Raw genomic sequence first — 21,507 nt, forward strand, 5'->3', positions numbered from 1 at the left:
TTGATGAAAACACCGGATAAAATAGACACCCTCCCGGAATTGCCCGGGGTCTATATCTTCAAGGACCCGGCCGGAAAAGATATCTACATCGGCAAGGCCAAGAATATCAGGGACCGGGTGCTGGGACATTTCCGAAATACCGGGAACGCCAAGGAGGAAAAATTGATCTCCTGCTCGGCCGATATAGATTACATCGTCACCGATTCCGAACCGGAGGCCTTGATCCTTGAAGCCGAGCTGGTGAAGAAACGGCAGCCCAGGTATAACATTCTTTTAAAGGACGATAAAAAATTCCCCTGGATAAAGATCACCAATGAGCCATACCCCAGGATATTCTCCACCCGGAACCTGACCGAAGACGGCTCGCGCCTTTTCGGACCATTCACTGACAGCACCGCCCTGAACCGGACCCTGGCTTTGGTCAAACAGATATTCCCCGTCCGAACCTGCCATCATCAGCTCCCCGCCCAAAGACCCTCCCGCCCCTGCCTCAACCATCAAATAGGCCGCTGCCTGGCTCCCTGCCAGGGCCAGGTCAGCCCCCAGGAATACCGGAAGATGGTAGAGGCCATAGTGAAATATATTTCCGGGCGAAGCCGGGAGCTGGTGCATGAACTGGAAGCATTGCGCGACGCCGCCGCCCAACAGTTGGATTTCGAACAGGCGGCCCATTGGAGGGATCAGTTGCAGAACCTGGAGAGGGTGACCGCCAGGCAGAAAATAATTTTCCGGGGGATGATCAACACCGATTTCATCGCCCTGGCCCGGCTGAGAAAACAGATAATGTTCACGGTGCTTTCCTTTCGGGGCGGAAGGCTGACGGCCCGGTATGACCGGGCCATCGAAGATCCCCTGGGGGTCGGGGATCCCGAACTGATGTCATCATTCATCTCCCAGCATTATTTGAACTCCCTTACCATCCCCGACAACATAATCATGGAAACCTTGCCCCGGGACCGGGAGCTGCTGGAGGGTGTCATGGGCAATTTCAAGGGAACCCCGGTATCGCTTAAACTGCCATCGAGCGCCACCGATAAAAAACTTCAGAGATTCGCGGGGAAACAGCTGCAGAGCAAGATGGATGAAATGGTGGCGGGGAAGGAGAAATTAAGCGCTAAAACCGCCCAGCCCCTGATAGAGGTTCAACGGGCTCTGGGCCTGGATAAGCTTCCCCGGCTGGTGGCGGCTTTCGATATCTCCAACATCTCCGGCACCGACAGCGTTGGTTCGGCGGTCTGCTTCAAGGACGGCAGGCCTTACAAGACTGGATACCGGCACTTCAAGGTGAGGATCAGCGGTCCCAACGATACCGCCATGATCAAGGAGACGGTGGGGCGTTATCTGGTTCACGTCATGGAAAATAAGATGGCCATGCCCGATCTGATCCTGGTGGATGGAGGATTGCCCCAGTTGAAGGCGGCCTTGCAATTGAAGAAGGAAAAAGGCTATAATGTGACCATGGCCGGGCTGGCCAAAAGAATGGAAGAATTGTTCCTGGAGGACGGGAACGTCGTCAGCCTGCCCAGGAGTTCATCCGGGCTGCATTTGATGCAGCGGCTGCGTGACGAGGCTCATCGCTTTGCCCAAAGGTACCATCATGCGCTCCGGGCCGGTCATGCCAACAATACCAGATTGGTCTCCATCAGGGGAGTGGGCTCCGGCATCTCCGGCAGACTGCTGAGAAAATTCGGCTCGGTAAAGCGCATTGCCTCGGCCAGCCCGGAAGAGCTGGCGGAGGTTGTCGGGGCAGCGCTGGCCTCCAGAATATTGCAGGAATTTGAAAAGGGCTGAATGAAAATATATCATTGCCAGTACCATCTGCCTTTGGGGATGGTCTTTGTCTCCGCCACCGATATCGGGCTGTTTTCGGTGATTTTGGGGGAACCTGCGCTGGAAGGTCATTTCAAGGAATTGGAGGTCCGGTTTCAATGCCAGTTCATCCAAAACCCCGGCCGGTTTGAAGACATTTACGTTGACCTGGCCGGCTATTTCTCCGGCATCCAGATCGACTTCAGTTACCCCCTGGATTTAAGGGGCATCACGCCTTTTGAACGCGAGGTATGGAACAAGGTCCGCCAGATCCCCTATGGCCAGGTGCGGTCCTATAAGTGGCTGGCCGACCAGATCCACCACCCCAAAGCCTTCAAAGCGGTGGGCAGGGCGCTGGGCCTCAACCCCCTGCCGGTAATTATTCCCTGCCACCGGGTGATCATGCAGGACCTTTCCACCGGAGGGTTTTCGGCCGGAGTGGGGTGGAAAGAAAGGCTGCTGCGCCTGGAGCGCGGGGAGCTCAGCCTGTTATGAGCCGCACAATATTTAAAGGAGACAAAGGAATGAATATCACCTTTCATGGAGCTGCCAAAAATGTCACCGGGTCCATGCACCTGATTGAAATCGGAGGGAAAAAACTGCTCCTGGAATGCGGGATTCATCAGGGCCGACGGGAAAAAAGCGAGGACCAGAACAGAAATCTTCCCTTTAACCCGGCAGAGATCGACGCCATGATCCTGTCCCACGCCCATCTGGATCACAGCGGGAACATCCCGACCTTGGTGAAGAACGGCTTCAAGGGTGACATCTATATGACCTCGGCCACCAGGGACCTGCTGGGCTTGATGCTCCGGGATTCGGCCCATATCCAGGAGAGCGACATAAAATTTGTCAATAAAAAAAGAGCGGCCCGGGGACTGCCGTTAAAAGAACCCTTGTATACCATGGATGACGCCGAGAGGGCGCTGGACTATTTTGTCAGCCTGTCATATGAGCGGGCTTTCAATCCCCTGCCGGGGGTCAAAGCCGTATTCCATGATGCCGGCCATATCCTGGGCTCGGCTATGGTGGATCTGGAGCTTACCGAGAACGGAAAGGTCAAAAGATTCTTCTTCACCGGTGATCTGGGCCGGAAACACCTGCCCATCATCCGCGACCCCTACCAGCCGGTCCAGGCCGATTATCTTTTGATGGAAAGCACCTACGGGGACCGGACCCACGGCCTCATAGAAGAGACCGGCCGGAGACTTCAGGAGATAGTCCGGCGGGTCCATGACCGCAAAGGCAAGCTGATCATCCCGGCTTTTTCGGTGGGACGCACCCAGGAGGTCGTTTACGAATTGCACGGCATGTTTGAAGCGGGAAAACTGCCGGCCCTTCCGATATATGTAGACAGCCCCTTGTCCGTGAATGTTACCAATATCTTCCGGATGCATCCCGAATGTTTTGACAAAGAGACGCGCCGGCAGATAGAAAACCATCATGATCCTTTCGGGTTCAGCCGTCTGACCTACGTCCTGACAGCGGAGGATTCTAAAAAACTCAACAAAACCGACGATCCCTGCATCATCATCTCGGCCTCGGGAATGTGCGAAGGAGGGCGGGTGCTGCATCATTTGAGGAATTCCCTGGGCGACCCGCGAAACATGGTTTTGATAGTCGGATTCCAGGCCCAGGGCACTTTGGGAAAGCGGCTGGTTGATGAATCCCCTTCGGTGAGAATATTCGGCGAAGAGCAGGACGTCCGGGCCGAGATAAAGGTGCTGAACGGGTTTTCGGCCCACGCCGACCGCAACGATCTGATCGATTTTGTAGACAACATGAAAGGCGGAGCGGGGAAGGTGTTCCTGGTCCATGGCGAGGAGGCCCAAAGCCAGAGTTTGGCCCAGGCTTTACGGGAAACGGGGAGAGAGGTGCTGGTGCCGGATCCGGAGCAAAAGTTGGAACTGTAGTTTATCTGCTTGATTTTTTCTCCCAGAAAAGTTATAATTACCGGCAATGTGCTGGCAGCACCCCGCCGGCTGCGGGATAAAACGCATGAAAGCCTGGCATAAATATAAGCATATGAAATGCGCTCGTAGCTCAACTGGATAGAGCACCAGCCTCCGAAGCTGGGGGTTGCCCGTTCAAATCGGGCCGGGCGCACCATTTTGTACCGGCCGATACCAATATTAACGATTTTCAATGATCATCAAAGTGAAAAAACTTATCGCAGCGAGCATAGGCCCGGGGGCAGGGCCCTGGCTCGTTTTTTTAATCTCCTTTCTGGTCTATCTGAAGACCATGGCCCCCACCATCGGCCCGATAGACTCCGGGGAACTATCACTGGTCTGCCGGTCGCTGGGAATAGCCCATCCCACCGGATATCCGTTATATACCCTGCTGGGTAGGCTTTGGGTGTTCCTGGTTCCCTTCGGGGAGCTGGCCTGGAAACTGAACCTGTTGTCATCATTTTTCATGGCTTTTTCCGCCAGCTGGCTGTTCCGGATAATTGCGGAACTGGAGATCAAGGGGGAGATCGCATTTTCAGCAGCGCTGATATATGCCTTTTCACCGGTGATCTGGCAGCAGGCGGCCTTTCTGGAGGTTTATGCCCTAAGCGCCCTGCTGGCCATGATCCTGCTGTGGCTGGCCGTCAGGTACCATAAATCCCGGGAGGGCAGATATTTTCTGTTGGGGGCTTTTCTGACCGGGCTGGGACTGGGCAATCATTTAAGCCTGCTGTGGCTGATTCCCGGATTGTTGGTGATGACGCTAATAAGGACAGGCCGATCGAAGCTGAAACCACTGGGGGGAGGGGTCTTATTTTTCATCTTCGGCCTGTCGATCTACTTGTTCCTGCCCATCCGTTCAAACCTGGCTCCATTGTTAAACTGGGGCAACCCCAGCAATTGGGAGCGGTTCTTTTGGCATGTCAGCGGAAAGCAATATCAGGTGTGGATGTTCAACCGATCGTGGGGGGAATTGCTGGCTAATTTCAGGAACTTCCTTGAACTATGGCTGGACAACCCGGGCCTGTATCTTTGGTGGCTGATACCTCCCGGGATGTATGCCGTATTCAAAAAAAGTCAGATCCTTTTTTGGTCCCTGCTGGCAATATTTTGCCTGGCGGTATTTTACGGCATCAATTACAGCATCCCCGATATCGAGGCCTATTATATTCCGGCCTTCATCGGTTCCTTTATTTTCCTGGCCTTCGGGCTTGAGTGGATACGCCGCCGGCTGGCGGCCGGACAGGAAAGGCTGGGAAAGGTCTTCGCCGGCGCGGTGCTGGGGCTTTTCCTCCTGCCTCTGGCCCTGAACTTCAGGGCCAATGACAACAGCCGGAACCAGATGGCCTATGCCCTGGCCGGCAATGTCCTGGCATCGGCCGCTCCCAATGGTTTGATCCTGGCCGATAACTGGGATATCTATTCCCCCTGCCTTTACTTGATGCAGAGAGACCGGCTCCGCCCGGATGTCATCCTGATCGACAAGGAACTGCTGCGAAGGAGCTGGTACCTGGAGTATCTGGAGAGGCGTTATCCGGAATTCTACCACAGCTGCCGGGAAAGGATAGAGGCCTTCAAAAAACAACTGTTTCCCTTTGAGCACGGCCAACCCTATGATCATCAAGCCATCCAGCGGGAATTCATAGCCATGATAAATGCCCTGCTGCTGGCCAACTATTACGACCATCAGCCGTATCTTACCCAGAACAAGCCGATAGGCGATTTCGCCGGGATAGCCCCCGATCACCAGCGGATTCCCGAAGGACTGCTGTATCGGCTGAAGCTTCCCGGCATGATCGAGCGGGTGCCGGACGAATTCATGTTCTCCGGGCAGTTGCTGAATACCGACACCCTGGCCCTGTCGTCCCGGGACAAGATGCTTTACCGGATGATGCCCCAGATGCTGTACCAGCGGGGGATGTATCTGGCCCAGAACCTGCTGTTCGACCAGGCCCTGGATTATTTCCTCCAGGCCTTGCGATACGAAAGGAACAAGGCCTCCCTGTACCTGGCCCTGGGCGGCACCTATGCCGGCCTTAACCGGGTGGAGGAGGCCAGCGATGCCTTTCAGAAGGCCCTGCTGCTGGAGCCGGGCAATCCGGTGGCCCTGGAGAACCTGCGGAGGATGTCCATGTTCCTGCCCGGCGGTCCCAAGGGCATTTCAACGGAAATAAAATAAACCGGCCGCATAAAATGATTGACAATTTGCTCTATTATGTTAAAATATTGAATGCGAATAATGAAAACAATATTCATCACTAATGGAGGGGTTATGAAAAAAACAAGTCTGTTCATCATGGCGGTTTTACTGGTAGCCGCCGTCAGCGCCCTGGGTCAGACCCACGGCGACTACCGCTCAGCTGCCAGCGGCAACTGGGGCACCGCCGCCACCTGGGAGACCTACGATACGGTCAGCACCAGTTGGGTGGCGGCATCGGTACAGCCTACCTCGGCTAATAATGTCACTATTCAAACCGGAGACACTGTAATTGTAGAAGCCAGCCCCAAGAACTGCCTGGATCTTACCATCGAGGCCAACGCCAAACTTTACGCCAACAGTACTTCAAACAGATACATAAACATCTATGGCAGCACCATCACCAATAACGGACTGATGGGTGGCGGCACTGATGGTCTTTGCATAACCGCCTGTTATGCAGCCGACCTGCTTTTCCAGGGATCGGGCACCACCGACATATCCCGCCTCAGGCCGGCCAGCGGACAAAATGGGAGAACGATGACCATCGATATGGACATCCTTCTTCGTTTTGCGGGGGCCAGTCTTTATTGCAACAGCAGTTCCAGCATGACCTTTAACATCAATACCGGAAAGACGGTGAGCTTCGGGCCCGGTTCGTTCTTCGCCTACGGAACCAACGGTGCCACAGCTACCACCGGTATGGGCAACGCCGTGGTGAACATCGACGGCAACATGATCATGTACAATGGATCCAATTTCAACGTTTCAGTTACCACCGGCAACACCTCCACGGTCAACATCTCGGGGCTGCTCTCGGCCGGGGATTCCATCATGGCCAACGGCACCGGCAGCGAGGTGTTCAACATCAATACGGGCGGCCAGCTGCTGTTCCCCAACACCGACACCCTGACCTTCCTGGATTCGCTGAATTTCTTCGATCCCAGCGGGTTGTCTCTCACCTATCCCATAACCGTGGCCGGCAAGCTGGGGCTGATGAGCGGGGTCATCGACAGCGCCCAGTACATCAAGATGCTGGACAACTCGACAATCCAGAGGACTACCGGGCGATTGAACCAAGCGCCTATATTCGGCAACACCATCAACCTGATATATTACGGGGCGGCGGCCTGCACCACCGGCTATGAGATGCCGACCACCGACATCGTCCAGAAGCTGGCCGTCAACAATCCCGGCGGACTGACCATGGATGAAACGGTAATGGTCAACGATACCCTGTTCCTGACCGATGGGGTGATCCGAGTGATCGGAGACAACTATCTGGGAGCGGCCGGGGCAGTGGACCGAACCACCGGCTATGTCATCGGCATGATGGGCAGGGTGGTGGAAGCTGGGGCCAACATAAATAAGGCCTTTGACATTGGAACCGCATCGGGATACTCCCCGGTCACCCTGGATTTCAACGTGGTGGCCAAACAGGGGCTGATGTCAGTCAAAACTGTCGCTTCGACCGCCCCTGGCGTCACCACTCCCGAGAACTGCATGCTCCGTTACTGGGAGCTGGGCATGCGCCCGGATTCTCTGATAACATTCGGGTCATACAGCCTGACCCTGAATTACCTGCCGTTCGATTTCAACACCGGTTTTATCGAATCCACCGATGAGCCCGGCATGGTGGCGGGCAGGTACGACAGTGCCTGGACCTTCCCGGTGATCGGCACCAGGAACCCCGGAGGAGCAGCGGACGGGGGATCGGTGGTGCTGGACAGCCTGACCGCATTTGACATCTTCACCCTGGCCAAGGATCAGGATGCCATCTACACCTTCAGCGACACCATCGCACCGTACATAACTGGCGTTTCCCCGGCCTGGGGCGCCACCGGGGTCGGGCTCAACGACACCATCGTCATCGCCTTCTCCGAGCCGATGAACACCGATTCGCTCGACGGATTCACCGATCCCTTCCATGATTTCACCCCCAGCTGGAACGCAGCCGGCGATACCTTCACCCTGGTCCCCCAGGACCCCTATCCCTACAGCACGGTGATGTCCGTTATAATCACCGCAGGGAAAGACCTGGCGGGCAACAGTATGGCCATTCTGCCGGATACCGTGGTTCAGTTCACCACCGCCCCCTTCCAGGGCCCGTCCATCACCCTGGTCCAGCAGCCGGAGGACACCTACGACGGGACCGGTCCCTTCCCGGTGCGGGCGGTGATCACCGACCTGGGCAAGGCGGGGATCGCGGCCGACACCCTGTGGTACACCGACAACGCCACCGACTGGTGGGCTATGGTCCATTCCTCGACCGACGGAGATACCTTCAACTACAGCATTCCCGGGCCACTGGCGGCCGGAACGGTGATAGAATTCTTCTTCGGGGCCTGGGACGACGGGGGGACGGTGCAGTATGACCCCAGCATGTACCGGGGCTATCAGTTCCGCATCCTGGACCCGCTGGCGCCCACCGGCCTGGCTGCAAACGGAGGCAACCTGACCGTCGACCTATCCTGGGCCCCGCCGGCCGAAGTAATTGATTATTCCAATTCAAACGCTACCGGTTTCTTCTGGGACGCCGGAGACATCATCTCCACCCGGTTCACCCCCCAGCATTATCCCTGCAAGGTGGAACAGGTTGTTTCATCATGGTGGAATGCCATTGGGATTGACTCGGTCGAGGTTCACGTCTGGGCGGACGACGGGGCCGGCCTGCCCGATCGGTCGGTCGAACTGGTGCCGCCCCGGGTGGTGCTGCCTCTGGACTACCCGAACTATACTGTGATCGACATATCTTCCGAAAATCTGATACTGTCTTCCGGTGACTTCCATGTTGGTTATGTCATCCGGACCGACAACTATCCCATGCCCACGTGCGACAGCGATGGTCCGGGGATCCGCTCGCTGGTATATGATTCCTCTGCAACGACCTGGGGCAACATGATCGACGGCAGCAACAATTATCACGACTGGAGCCATCAGGCGGCGGTCACCTACCATAATTACAGCAAGGGCCTGGCACTGAAATCTTATGTGCCTAAACCAGGGGACAAGTCGCTGCCGAAGCTGGCCGACATCAAGACCGCAATGATCGCCACCAAGCAAACCCCGGTGTATCCCAGCCTGATGGGGGCCCTGTTCCTGGCCAAGAACATCACCGGTTATGATCTCATGCGGAGCGACGTCTCCGGCGGGCCTTATGCCGAGCTGGCCAAGATCAACGACACCACCTATACCGACAACACTGTTCTGAACAATAACACATACTACTATGTGGTCAGAGCCCTCTATGCCTCTCCCGACACCTTCAGCGACTATTCCAACCAGGCCTCGGCCACTCCCACCGGGGTGGAGGGAAGGCCGGAGTCCCGGGCCTATGTCCTGCAGCTCAGGGCCGCCGCCCCCAACCCCATGACAACCGGCACCGCCATCAGGTTCAGCCTGCCGGCATCGGCCCAGGCCAGCCTGGAGGTGTTCAACGTGCTGGGCCAGAAGGTCACAACTTTGGCCAATGGGAAACTGGATGCCGGGCACCACACGGCGAACTGGGACGGCACCGACCGCCACGGGGCCAAACTGGCATCGGGCGTGTATATCTACCAGCTGAGGACCATGAACAAAACACTGACCAAGCGGATCACGATTCTCCGTTAAATTCAGCCTGATAAAGCCGGGCCTCTTAAAGGGCCCGGCTTTATTTTAACCTGATATTTCGTTTTAAGAATTTTGTTGACAAATCCCTGTTTAGTTAGTAAACTATACAGTTAAGATGACATTTAACGACTTAGAACGCCAGATCGCGGCAAAAAAGATAGCTTTGGCGTATTTTTTCCCGGGAGAAGAGGAGTATCTAAAAGATCAGGCCATCGGCCGGCTGGCCCTGGCTTTCCTGGGCGAATCCCAGGTTTCACAGGGTTTGGAGCGCATCTCGGCCACCGAGCAGGACGGGATCAGCATCCTGCAGCGCACCCAGAGCCTGGGGATGTTTGCCGAACAGCGGGTGATAGTGGTCAAGGAGATAGAGGCCCTCTCGGTAAAGAGCCGGAAGCAGATCCTGGAACACCTGGATTCTCCCGGCCAGGACGTCTGTTTGATATTATGCTCGGTGAATCTGGACAAGAAGACAGCCTTTTACAAGGGGTTGGCCGAGAAGATACCCACCTTGGTCTTCAACCAGCTGAAGGAGGCCGAGACCGTGAAATGGGTGATGGCCAAGGCCTCCGCCCGGGGGTTAAAGATCGTTCCCGCCGGAGCCCAGATGCTGGTCGAGATATCCGGCAATAACCTGGGCATACTGGACAAGGAAATAGAGAAGTTTGAGATATACACCATCGGTCAAAACCGGTCCGAAATTACCGAAGCCGACATAAAGGCACTGGCCGGGTCGTCATTCGAAGTTGAGAGTTACGAACTGGCCGGCGCCATCTGCAACCGGGACCGGGACCGGTCGCTGATACTTTACGAAAAACTGCTGTCCTCCGGGGAGGACCCGGTAAGGCTGGTCAGCGCTGTCTGCTATCAGCTGGAAAAATACTGGAAGGTGCTCCTGATGACCGCCCGCGGGATATCCCCCCGTCAGATCGGATACAGCATCCAGAGCCATGAATATTACGTCAACCAGATGATCCCCGCCTCGCGGAAGAGGACCCCGCAGCAGTATCTGTGGGCCATGGGCCAGATCTACCGGACCGAATATGCCCTTAAATCCGGACGGGGAGAGCCCCGAAGCCTGGTGCAAAAACTTATCTATAAATTATCTTCCTAAATTTAAGGAAATAATAATGGCTGTAGAGAATATCACTGGCAACGAGTCGATAGAGGAACTTCAACGGCTGACGGAGGTCTTCAACAAACGGATCCGGCTGCTGGACGAAAAGAAGGCCGCCACCAAGCCGGAGATCTTCCAGAAGGTGCGCGGGGAGTATGAGGCCAAGCTGCTGGAACTGCAGGTTCTGCTGGAGGAGAAGGGCGCCGGAATGCAGGAGACGCTGGATGCGGCTCTGGCCGAGCAGGCCGGATTGCTGGCCCGGGAGAAGGAGATCCGCACCGAGATGGAGGAACTGGAATTGCGGGCCGCCATCGGCGAGGTGGAGGATGCCGACTATGCCCGGAAATCGGAGGCCCATAATAGCGAGAACGAGGCCATTGTAGCCAAACTCCAGGAGCTGACGGAAAAGATAGATCGCTGCCGGGCGCTGATCGGCGGGGAAACTGCCCAGCCGGCTGCTCTCGTGGCATCCGAACCTCCGGCAACGCCCCCGCCGCACCAGGCTGTTGCTTCCAAGCCGGCATCCCCGCCGCCCCCGGCGGCTCCAAGGCCGGAACCAACCCCACCGCCTGCCCCGGAGCCGGAGGTTCAACCCACACCGGCAGTTCAGCGCAGCGAGTTGGACGATCTGGAGAAGCAGTTCGCCAGCATATTGGGTGCCAATTTCGGCCAGGAGCAACCGGCGGCCGAACCCGTAGCCCCGATACCCGAACCGATCCAGATAGAGGAAAACGTTTCATTTGAGCCCCAAGTCGAGGAGGCCGCCATCGGGGAGTCCCATGAGGGCGAACTTAAATGCCCCAAGTGCGGAGCCTTCAACCGGGCCGACAACTGGTACTGCGAGAAATGCGGCAATGAGCTGATCAACGCCACCGATCTGCTGGGCGGAAAATAAAGGACTTTCAGATAAATAGATTGAAAGCCTTCAGAGATGATTTGTTGATCTGAGGGCTTTTGCAATTAAATCGAACAACCGGAATATCAAATATGACCCGAGAATACAACTTCAAAGAGATCGAAGCCAAATGGCAGGAGACCTGGGAGAGGGAAAAGACCTTCCGGGCTCATGACGATTGTGATAAACCCAAGGCATACTACCTGGAGTTTTTTCCCTATCCCTCGGGATCTGGACTCCATGTGGGGCACCTTAAGAATTACGTTCCGATGGACGCCCTCTGCCGTTACAAGAGCATGAGCGGCTTCAACGTGCTGCATCCCATGGGCTGGGACGCCTTCGGCCAGCCGGCCGAGAACGAAGCCATCAAAAAAGGGCGCAACCCGCGCCAGATGGTGCCAGAGTACGCCGCCAATTACAAGCGGACCCTCAAGCTGGCCGGATGCAGCTACGACTGGGACCGGGAGATAAATTCCAGCCTGCCGGATTATTACAAATGGACCCAGTGGATCTTTATACTGCTCTATAAAAAGGGGTTGGCCTACCGCGACACCGCCCCCATCAACTGGTGCCCGGCCTGCAAGACCGGCTTGGCCAACGAAGAGGTCAAAGAAGGCCGCTGCTGGCGCTGCGACACCGTGGTGGAGAAACGGCCGATGCCCCAGTGGTTCTTTAAGATAACCGCTTACGCCGACCGGCTGCTGAACGATCTGGAGAAGCTCCATTGGACCGAGGGCATGAAGGAGATGCAGCGGGACTGGATAGGGCGGAGCGAAGGAGCCCAGGTCGAATTCAAAATTCAAAATTCAGAATTAAAAATTCAGGTATTCACCACCCGGCCGGACACCCTGTTCGGAGCCACCTTCATGGTGCTGGCGCCGGAGCATCCCCTGGTGGAAGATCTGACCCTGCCCGGGAATAAAGCCGAGGTCGAAGCCTATATCAAGAAAACCCAGTGTGAGACCGAGATCGAGCGGCTTAACACCGAACGCACCAAGACCGGCGCATTCACCGGCAGCTACGCCGTCAACCCGGTCAACGGGGAGAAGATCCCCGTCTGGATAGCCGACTATGTGATGATGGGCTACGGCACCGGGGCCATTATGGCGGTGCCGGCTCACGACCAGCGTGATTTCGAATTCGCCCGCAAGTTCGGCATTCCCGTCCGGATGGTCTTCCGGTCGGAGGGAGGGCCGGCCGGACCGGAGGAGATGACCCAGGCCATTCCCGACGGCGGGACCATGGTAAATTCCGGACAGTTCGACGGCCTGCCCAATTCAAAGGAGACCATTTCCAAGTTTGTAAAATGGTTGGAGGAGAACAAGAAGGGGGCGGGCAAGGTCAACTACCGCCTGCGGGACTGGCTGATCAGCCGCCAGCGGTACTGGGGAGCGCCCATTCCCATGATCCACTGTCCCAAGTGCGGCGTGGTGCCGGTGCCGGAGAACCAGCTGCCGGTGCTGCTGCCGGAGGTGGAGAACTACCATCCCTCGGGTACCGGCGAATCGCCCCTGGCCAATATCCCGGAGTTCGTCAATATTAAGTGCCCCCAATGCCACGGACCGGCCAAACGGGAGACCGACACTATGGGCGGCTTTGCCTGCTCTTCCTGGTATTTCATGCGGTTCACCGATCCGAATAACGATAAGATGTTTGCCGACCGGGAAAAGTTGGATAAATGGCTGCCGGTTGATATCTATGCCGGAGGGGCCGAGCACGCCAGGTCTCACCTGCTGTATTCCCGGTTCTGGACCAAGGTGCTGTTCGATGAGGGCTATTTGAATTTCACCGAGCCGTTCCTGACCCTCCACAACCAGGGATCCCTGCTGGCCTACACCCCGGGAAGAAAGCCCCGGGCCAATGAGAACGCGGAGAACGAGGGCGGCGAAGCCCGTCTGGTCGATTGGATCGTTTTAAAGCCCGAAGAGAGGGAGGGGTTCCCAAAGGACCAGATGGTGTGGCGCTGGGCCAGGATGTCCAAGTCCAAGGGCAACGTGGTGACCCCGGACGAGATCGCCCAAAAATACGGAGCCGACAGCCTAAGGGTCTATGAGATGTTCATGGCGCCCTTCGAGGACGATATTCAGTGGACCGAGGAGGGGATCAACGGCTCTTTCCGGTTTGTCAACCGGGTGTGGCGCTGGATAACCACCTATCAGCCGGTCTATCAGGCTGACTGGGCCGCTAAGATCGAACAGGAAGACCACTTAGCAGTCAGATCGGTCAGGCGGAAACTGCACCAGACCATCAAGAAGGTCACCGACGACATGGAACGCTTCCAGTTCAACACCTCGGTGGCGGCCCTGATGGAGCTGACCAATGAGGTTCAGGACGCCTTTCCGGTCAAGGAGGATATGCCGGCGACCGATCATCCCTGCCTGGTTTCGGAGATATTGGAGACCATGACCCTGCTGATGGCGCCGTTCACCCCGCATATGTCCGAGGAGCTGTGGCAGATGCTGGGGCATAAAGGGACCACCTACAAGGCCCAGTGGCCCAAGTCCGATCCCCAGGTCGCCGCCAATGAGGAGATCACCCTGGTGGTCCAGGTGAACGGCAAGCTGCGGGACCGGATCACCGTTCCGGCCGATATCAGCGACGAGGAGCTTAAGAAGACCGCCTTGAACAGCGAGCAGGTAAAAAAGTATTTGGTTGGGGTGAATGTGAAGAAAGTGGTGGTGGTGCCCAAGAAGCTGGTGAATATTGTAGGGTAAAGGGTGATTGACAAAAATGCTGGCAACAATGCCAGCATTTTTGTATAATACACTATCAGGTATTTAAGATTTAAGAATTGTGTTAAGGAGTAAAATATGTCAACAACAGAAATAGCAGTTTTTATATCAGCAATTGCAACATTAATATCAGCTGCTGCCGTAATAGTTTCAGCAATAACGGCACGGGCTACTATAAAATATGCAAAAACGACAGAAGAAATGGCGAAGGACGAAAAAAGGAAATATAACTATAATATATTTAATGATAAATTTAAAAGCATCAACAATAATTATTTAACTATTACGGTAATAGGCCCCAAGGAAAAAGAATATAATGGATCACATGCATTACGTTTATTGATACCTGAAAATAACTTACGTGGGCTACAAAATAATTTGGTTAAAGAAAGGGGTTTAAAACAATTTCGATATGTTATACAAACCATGGATTTGTTAATTAAAGATTTAAATAAGTTACATAAAGAGGATAAAGCCTCCATTAAAGAGAATGTAATAAAGTTTTATGAAAATTCTATTAAAGAATTTATTGAAATACTTTTAACCTATAAAGAGCACATCAACGGTTTGATACCAGAGCAAAGGATATTAGTTACAGAATGTTATGATTTCTACGAAATAATGTCAAAACTTGAAAACAGCATAGATGGAGGCTAGTACTAAAAATATATGTATCCTTTAAGGGCGTAGAATAAATAACCACCCTTAAAATCAAATTGTCCCATAATAAATATTATGTAAACTATTAATATTGCTTATTACGCAAGGACTTATAATGCAGATCCTCACTCCAAACAGCCTTAAAGACCACTCCCTTCTCGATTCCGGCGATGGCCGGAAGCTGGAACGCTTTGGCGGTTATCTGATCTCCCGGCCCGAGCCGCAAGCCATCTGGAACAAAAAACTCCCGGCCGATCAATGGAACAAAGCTCAGGCTGTCTTCATTGAGACCGGTAAATGGCGGCAAGTTTCGCCTCCTCCCCGGCCCTGGCTTTTCCGATACCAAGGTCTGACACTGGAGCTCAAACTGACCCCGTACAAACATACCGGAGTATTCCCGGAACAGGCCGTCAACTGGGACTGGATATCGGAATTGATCACTAAAAGCCAGCCTAAACCAAGTATCCTCAACCTGTTCGCCTATACCGGAGCTGCCACCTTGGCGGCGGCGGCAGCCGGAGCCAGGGTCTGCCACCTGGATTCATCCCAACCGGCCGTCAAATGGGCCAAACGCAACCAGGAACTGAGCAATCTGGCCGATAAACCCATCCGCTGGATGGTGGATGACTGCCTTAAGTTCGCCGAGCGGGAGGTCAAACGTGGGGTTAGATATGACGGTATCATCATGGATCCGCCGGCATTTGGCCGTGATACCTCAGGTAAAACATTCAAATTTGACCGAGATCTGCCCAGACTTTTGGCCATCTGCTCCAAGTTATTGCCGGACAATCCTTTGTTTTTCCTGATCAATGCCTATAATGTGGGGCATTCGCCCCAGACCCTTAAGAACCTGCTGGCCGATATTCTGCCGCCAGATCGGATCCAATGCGGTGAACTTCATTTGGGCAATAATGATATCTCCATGCCTTGCAGTATATTTGCCAGATTTAGTTAAACCATATATTTATTTAATCAAAAAGCCCGGTCTTATAAAGACCGGGCTTTTACTATTTCATCTAACCACCTTAGAATACGTAGGTTGCAATAAGTTTGGCAGTGATCCCGCTGATCTCCAGCGGCAACGGCAGGACCTGATCCTTGTCGTGGTCGTAATACTCCAATACATCATTGACATTGTCCGGTTCGTGGCTTTCCTTGATTATCAGGTGATCCACCTCGCCCATCTTGTAGCCGATCTCGGCGCTGATATTGAACTTGGGCAGGGCCACCAGGTCCAGCCCTCCGAAGATGCCGAAAGTGGCGGCGCTTCCCTCGGAGTTCCAGTAATGGTTCCATTGGTTGGGCCTGACCTGGCTGGCGTCCAGTCCGGCCCAGATGTTGCCCACCGAGACGCCGGCCTTGGCCTTTAACACCATGGGCACCAGCGGCATGGCGTACTGCACGAAGACATCCACCGGCATCAGTTTGACCTTGTAGGCATGCTGGTCCAGGTTGTCCTCGGCCCATTCCTTGCTGCTGCTCCAGTATCCCAGGTCCACCCCGCCGCCCAATCCCAGGGGCAGGCCCAGTTTAACCTGACCCCCGAAGATGGCGGCCGAGCCGAAGGCTGTCTGGTGGTCGTAAAGCAGCACCTGCTCGTTGATGGTGGTCAACGCCGGGCTGTAGAGCCCGACATAGGGCCCCACGCCGATCTCCAGACCCGGCAGGGCATTGGCGCTAAGCGATAGCAGGATGATGGCCGAAACCATCAGGGATATTTTCTTCATAATGACGCTCCGTATTGTGTTGTCTTTAATGTTATACCAATTTAAGGGTCCAAGTCAAGCAGTTCACCGGATCACCACCATCTTGCCTACGCTCCGGTATTCCCCGGCGCTCAGCTGGTAGAAGTAGATGCCGTTGGCCACCCGGTTCCGGCCGCGGTCCTTTAGGTCCCAGGTCTGGCTGTAATACCCGGCCGGCTGCTCGGCATCCACCAGGGTGGCCACCTGCTGTCCGGCGATGTTGTATACCTCCAGTTTGACCCGGGCCTGCCGGGGCAGCTGATAGCTGACGGCCACCGGCCGGTTGGACGGGTTGGGCGCGGCCCGGCCCAGGAAAAATCCGCCCGGTATGCCCAACCCGGCATTCAATGTCAGGGCGGTGTTCCCGCTGCAGATCTCGGCTCCCTGATCGTTATACAGCCGGTAAGAAAGGGCGACCGGGGTCTGGCTGGCCTTGTTACCCTCGAAGCTCATGGAGAACAGCTGGCCGGATGGCTCCTGGCCCTCCTGCCATTTGGCGGCGCTGATGACGGTCCTTCCCTCCTGCTGCTTGCTCAAGAAAAGCTGCGGCTTGTCTCCCCCCTGCCAGAGGTCCGATGCTTCCAGCGCTTTGACCTTCAGCAGCGACTGGTCGTACTCGATCTCGGCATCCATCGAGGCAAAAATTATCTCCGGCGATATCCTGGCAATCAGCTTCAATTTTTCGCCGGGCGCCGCCTCCAGGCTGACCGGCCCTTCCTGATAACCGCCGGATTTGGCTGATTTGGGATTGTCGGCCCGGTTCCAGGAGTAGATGAAGCCGCTCAGGTCCTCGATGGTGCCGGTGAAATCCTGGGAGACCTCGGTCTCGATGACCCCCCTCTCCACGTCGATCACCCGGGCCTGGACGGTGTAGGTGTTGCCGATCTTGGAGATGGTGCCGCCCATCATCTTGGACACCGCCATCAACTGCCCCACCTGGACCAGGCAGGAGGCGTCGCTGCAGGCCCCGGTCAGCTGGAATTTCTGCTCCCGGAGGATCTTGTCCATCTGCTCCCGCTCCAGCACGTTGAAGTGGCGGGTGTTCACCAGCTCGGCCCGCAGGCGGTCCGACAGGATCACCGCCTCGGCCTGGCTGATGTTGCGGGGCTCGAACTGCAGCACCGCCACCGCCGTCTTCTCCTGCCCCCGGGACAGGCCCGGCAGCAGCAACAGCAGAACCGGGATCAGGATCCTATATTTCATCATGCTTCACCTCTTGGTTTTTTTTGATTTGCTCTTCTTGGGGTAGATCACCTTGTCCAGCACCTTGCCCAGCGCGGCCACCCCCTTCTTCTGGTCGAAGCCGTGCCCGATATAGCGGATGGTTCCGGAGCCGTCGATCAGCACCAGGGTGGGAAAGCTCTTGACGTTGTATTTGTCGGCCACCGCGTTGAACTGGTCCAGCAGAACGGTGCATCCATAGCGGGCGGAGTCGAAATACTTGAGCAGGGTGTCCTTCTTCTCCCCCACGTCCACCAGCACCAGGATCAGGGAGTCGGACGGGTACCTTTTCACCAGGCTGTCCAGCAGGGGCAGCTCCTTCTGGCAGGGCTTGCACCAGGTGGTGTAAAAATCCAGCAGCACCGCCTGGTGTCCCTTGGGGGCGATATGTTCTGAAAGGAAGAACCGGGAGCCGTCCAGGGCCGGCAGGAAGAAGGTGGGGGCCGGAGCGCCCACCTTGACGGTGTCCTGGGCCATCAGGCCGGAGGCCGAGGCGGCCGCCAGGACCAAGAACAATAAAATTCTTAACTGTTTCATATTCCTCTCGTTGAAAAGCATCATCTTTGAATGATAACAGAACAAAAACGGCCTTGTCAATCAAAATAATTATATATTTTGACCGGTGGTTTGCCCCGGGAAAGCCATAAAATTAAAGCCTTTCGAAGATTTACGAAAGGCTTTTATCGGGCGGGGGTCCTTTGTTCAAAGAACGGTTTCCAGCTCCCCGATCATCAGCCGGTATTCGTATTCCGGCGTGGCGGCGTTCAGGCTGCGGTAGAGCGACAGGGCCTTCTCCCGGTGTTCCTCTGAGCGGTTCGCCCGGAACAGGGCGTATTCGATCTCCGCCTGGAAACGCGGTTCGGCATGTTCGGATGACAGCTCCAGAAGCTTTTCGGCCAGGGCCACCCGGTCATCCCGGCATTCCCGCTGGAGTTTCAAAATGCTGCCTTTGACCGTGATCTCCCGGTTGGAGACCCGGCCGGCGATCTCCAGGGCTTCCTTGACGGTGGTTGTGGCCAGCTCCGGGCGGCCGGTATCCGAATAATTCAGCGCCTGCTGGTAGAGATAGGAGCACAGGTAATGCATCAGGTTGATCTCCCGCCCCAGGGCGATGGCCCGGTCCAGGCAGCGCTCCGAGCTTTTCAGGTCGCCGGACAGCCTCTCCAGCTTTCCCAGCATATAGTGGCCGAAGCTGGTGATGGGTTTGTCGCCGAAACGGACGGATATCTCCAGCTGTCTTTGGTAACAATCACGGGCCGGGCCGAACCGGCCCTGGCTGTAGTAAAGATCCCCCATGTTCACCATGGTATAGGCCTCGGTGCGCTCATCACCGATCGCCCGGGCCAGCGCCAGTTGCTGGTTATACCCGTCCAGAGCTTGCTGGTGCCGCCCGGCCTTGGCATGGATAATGGCCATGTTGCCGATACTGGCGCAGATCCCCGCCGTGTTCCCCACCATCTGGCTGCACTTCAGTGACCGCTGGTAGTACTCCATGGCCCGGACGTAATCCTCCTGGTCCAGATATACGTTGCCGATGTTGCCGGTGACCCACCCCAGGCGGATGGTATCACTGGTCTGCTCGCAGATCTTTATCTGGCGGTCGTAATACTTCATGGCCTCTTCGTAATTGCCCTGATCGTAGTATATCACCCCGATCAGCCCCAAAGCGTGTCCGGCATCCTTCAGGTTTCCCTCCTTTTCGGAGATGGCCAGATATTCCCGGAAATACTCCATAGCCTTGGCATATTCGCACTGCTTGTAAAATATATTGCCCAGATAGCTATGGGAGGCGGCCCTTTCCTTTTCATCCCCCAGGGATTCGAAGTCCCTGGCCGCTTCCTCGGCCAAGCGGAAGGCCTCGTCATAATCCCCCTTCAATATCAGTGTGGCGCTAAGCAGGCTCCGGCACTTGGCGGCCAGCCAGGGATCGCCGGTTTTGACGGCAAACTCCAGATTGCGGCGCTGGATGGCCTCGGAATCGTTCCACCGGCCGGTCAGCTGAAGCACATAGGCCCTCTCCCGGTATATATAGTAGGGGTAATACAACGGCCGGCCATCGGCTTGGGCCGTCAGCCACAGGTCTTTTTTATGATATTGCCGGAATTTTATGCTCATATATGTTTGAATAATTTACCTGGATATGATGTTTACTATAACATTTATCTTATGATCTATTCAAGAACAATAAGTGATTTCGTGAGTCATTTCACAGTTTTTTGACCTTAGCTTCTATAACTTTTCTGATCTTCTCGAATGAAGGCGGCGGGCCGGTATTTACCTGTTTGTTATCGATAAATAAAGCATCGGATATTCCCCATTTCAGGAAATTGCCGCGGTCCAGGGTATCCACCGTTTCGAAAACAACCTTTGGGCCTAATTCCAATGCCGCCCGCCTGGCCCTCTCATGGGTCAAATTCTGGGCCGGGCACCAGCCGTTGATGAACGAGGTGACCGTAATCACCCCCGGCCTTTTCTGCGGTTTGGCCCTCTGCTTGATCCATCTGGGCGCCTGGGCATCGGCGGAGAAAGGCTTCCAGACCAGCTGGCTGATGCCGTCCCGGTCGGCCTTTTGGTAGCCGTGCCTTTTGAACCAGGAGGCCTTCATCCAGAAAGGCAGGATCACTCCCCAGGCGGCCAGCCCCTTGGCGCCCAATGAGCGGACATCCTCCTCGGCCGCTTCCAGCAGGGCCTTCCCCATCCCGGCCTTCTGGAAATTGCCGCGGCCCTTTTTGTATCCGTGGACCCAGATGCAGTTGATGAAATACAGGTCCTGTCCTTCGGCGGTGGAATGTTCGATGGGCAGGTATTGGATCATGCCGCCGGCCACCCCGTGGTCGTCCACCGCCAGCTTGACCCCCAGGCCCCGGTCCTTCATTTTGCCGTACCATTTTTCCTTGTGGTCACCGGCCTCCTTGATCTCATCGGACCAGTCCTCCAGGCACAGGAAATACGAACTTAGATCTTTCTGACCAAGGTCTATTATCTGCATATTTTTCCTCCGGTGAATTAGAAATGGAAATTAAATAGTGTCATCCTGAGGCTTGCCATGAAACAGTCATTCTTTTGACCTTTGAAGGAAGACTTCGAGGCAGCACAGGTTGAAGGATGAATAACCGTCACCCATTCGGCTTGCCAGAGCGTAGGCAATTCTCAGGGTGACAATTTCGTTGTCATCCTGAGAGCTTGCCCTGAAACTGTCATTCGTTTAACCTTTGAAGAGGGACTTCGAGGCGGCACAGGCTGAAGGATGAGTTACCGTCACCCATTCCGCTTACGCTACTCTAATGTCTTCTTTAAGTGCAGTAGCTTTTGCGGAGGCACTCGGCTTGCCAGAGCGTAGGCGATTCTCAGGGTGACAGTGGTTAGATATTAGTTTATAATTTGGCCAGAATAAAGTCAAGAAAAAACCGCCCCTCCGTCCCCCTTGAGCTGGCACTGAGCAAGTCGAAGTGCAAGGAGGGGACCAAAGGGGTGGTCAAAAAAGTTCATATAGCTGCCGGCTGACCCCGCCCTACTATCCACTGATTGTCACCCTGAGACCTCTCCCCGCCCAGCAGGTTGAACGGGTGG

At 55.4% G+C, this 21,507-nt stretch carries 15 protein-coding genes and 1 tRNA gene; 11 read left to right on the forward strand and 5 right to left on the reverse strand.

Annotated features, from left to right (window positions below):
- Positions 1-3 precede the first annotated feature (3 nt).
- From A2273_06595 to A2273_06645, 11 genes are all read left to right on the forward strand, one after another.
- A complete protein-coding gene (locus tag A2273_06595; protein ID OGF08603.1) occupies positions 4-1,791 on the forward strand; it encodes an excinuclease ABC subunit C in 1,788 nt (595 codons plus the stop codon).
- The gene (locus A2273_06600) at positions 1,792-2,304 is read left to right on the forward strand and encodes a hypothetical protein (protein OGF08604.1); all 513 of its coding nucleotides are present in this window, start codon (positions 1,792-1,794) and stop codon (positions 2,302-2,304) included.
- Between the two features lie 29 nt (positions 2,305-2,333).
- A complete protein-coding gene (locus tag A2273_06605) occupies positions 2,334-3,722 on the forward strand; it encodes an MBL fold metallo-hydrolase (protein ID OGF08605.1) in 1,389 nt (462 codons plus the stop codon).
- 119 nt (positions 3,723-3,841) lie between these two features.
- Positions 3,842-3,918: transfer RNA gene (locus tag A2273_06610), tRNA-Arg, on the forward strand.
- 36 nt (positions 3,919-3,954) lie between these two features.
- Positions 3,955-5,940 carry a hypothetical protein gene (locus A2273_06615; GenBank protein OGF08606.1) on the forward strand — a complete coding sequence of 662 codons (1,986 nt, stop codon included), beginning with the start codon at positions 3,955-3,957 and terminating at the stop codon, positions 5,938-5,940.
- Between the two features lie 93 nt (positions 5,941-6,033).
- A complete protein-coding gene (locus A2273_06620; protein ID OGF08607.1) occupies positions 6,034-9,570 on the forward strand; it encodes a hypothetical protein in 3,537 nt (1,178 codons plus the stop codon).
- Positions 9,571-9,685: 115 nt separating this feature from the next.
- Positions 9,686-10,681: a DNA polymerase III subunit delta gene (locus A2273_06625; GenBank protein OGF08608.1), complete on the forward strand. Its 996-nt coding sequence runs from the start codon at positions 9,686-9,688 to the stop codon at positions 10,679-10,681.
- Between the two features lie 16 nt (positions 10,682-10,697).
- Entirely contained in the window at positions 10,698-11,579 is an 882-nt protein-coding gene (locus A2273_06630; protein ID OGF08609.1) for a hypothetical protein, read from the forward strand.
- A 92-nt stretch (positions 11,580-11,671) separates the two neighbouring features.
- Complete coding sequence (locus A2273_06635) at positions 11,672-14,293, forward strand: leucine--tRNA ligase (protein OGF08610.1); 2,622 nt, start codon at positions 11,672-11,674, stop codon at positions 14,291-14,293.
- 96 nt (positions 14,294-14,389) lie between these two features.
- The gene (locus A2273_06640; GenBank protein ID OGF08611.1) at positions 14,390-14,968 is read left to right on the forward strand and encodes a hypothetical protein; all 579 of its coding nucleotides are present in this window, start codon (positions 14,390-14,392) and stop codon (positions 14,966-14,968) included.
- A 118-nt stretch (positions 14,969-15,086) separates the two neighbouring features.
- Complete coding sequence (locus A2273_06645) at positions 15,087-15,926, forward strand: hypothetical protein (GenBank protein OGF08612.1); 840 nt, start codon at positions 15,087-15,089, stop codon at positions 15,924-15,926.
- 70 nt (positions 15,927-15,996) lie between these two features.
- On the opposite strand, the gene A2273_06650 is transcribed toward A2273_06645, so the two are convergent.
- The 5 genes from A2273_06650 to A2273_06670 form a co-directional block, all read right to left on the reverse strand.
- On the reverse strand, positions 15,997-16,698 hold the full coding sequence (locus A2273_06650) for a hypothetical protein (GenBank protein ID OGF08613.1): 702 nt from the start codon (positions 16,696-16,698) through the stop codon (positions 15,997-15,999).
- 63 nt (positions 16,699-16,761) lie between these two features.
- Complete coding sequence (locus tag A2273_06655; protein OGF08614.1) at positions 16,762-17,919, reverse strand: hypothetical protein; 1,158 nt, start codon at positions 17,917-17,919, stop codon at positions 16,762-16,764.
- Positions 17,920-17,925: 6 nt separating this feature from the next.
- Positions 17,926-18,498: a hypothetical protein gene (locus tag A2273_06660; GenBank protein OGF08615.1), complete on the reverse strand. Its 573-nt coding sequence runs from the start codon at positions 18,496-18,498 to the stop codon at positions 17,926-17,928.
- A gap of 141 nt (positions 18,499-18,639) precedes the next feature.
- Positions 18,640-20,052 (reverse strand): hypothetical protein, encoded by a 1,413-nt coding sequence (locus A2273_06665; GenBank protein ID OGF08616.1) that lies wholly within the window; start codon positions 20,050-20,052, stop codon positions 18,640-18,642.
- A 91-nt stretch (positions 20,053-20,143) separates the two neighbouring features.
- Complete coding sequence (locus A2273_06670) at positions 20,144-20,926, reverse strand: hypothetical protein (GenBank protein ID OGF08617.1); 783 nt, start codon at positions 20,924-20,926, stop codon at positions 20,144-20,146.
- Positions 20,927-21,507 lie beyond the last annotated feature (581 nt).

The organism is Candidatus Edwardsbacteria bacterium RifOxyA12_full_54_48 (assembly GCA_001777915.1).
Lineage (GTDB): Bacteria > Edwardsbacteria > AC1 > AC1 > EtOH8 > UBA2226.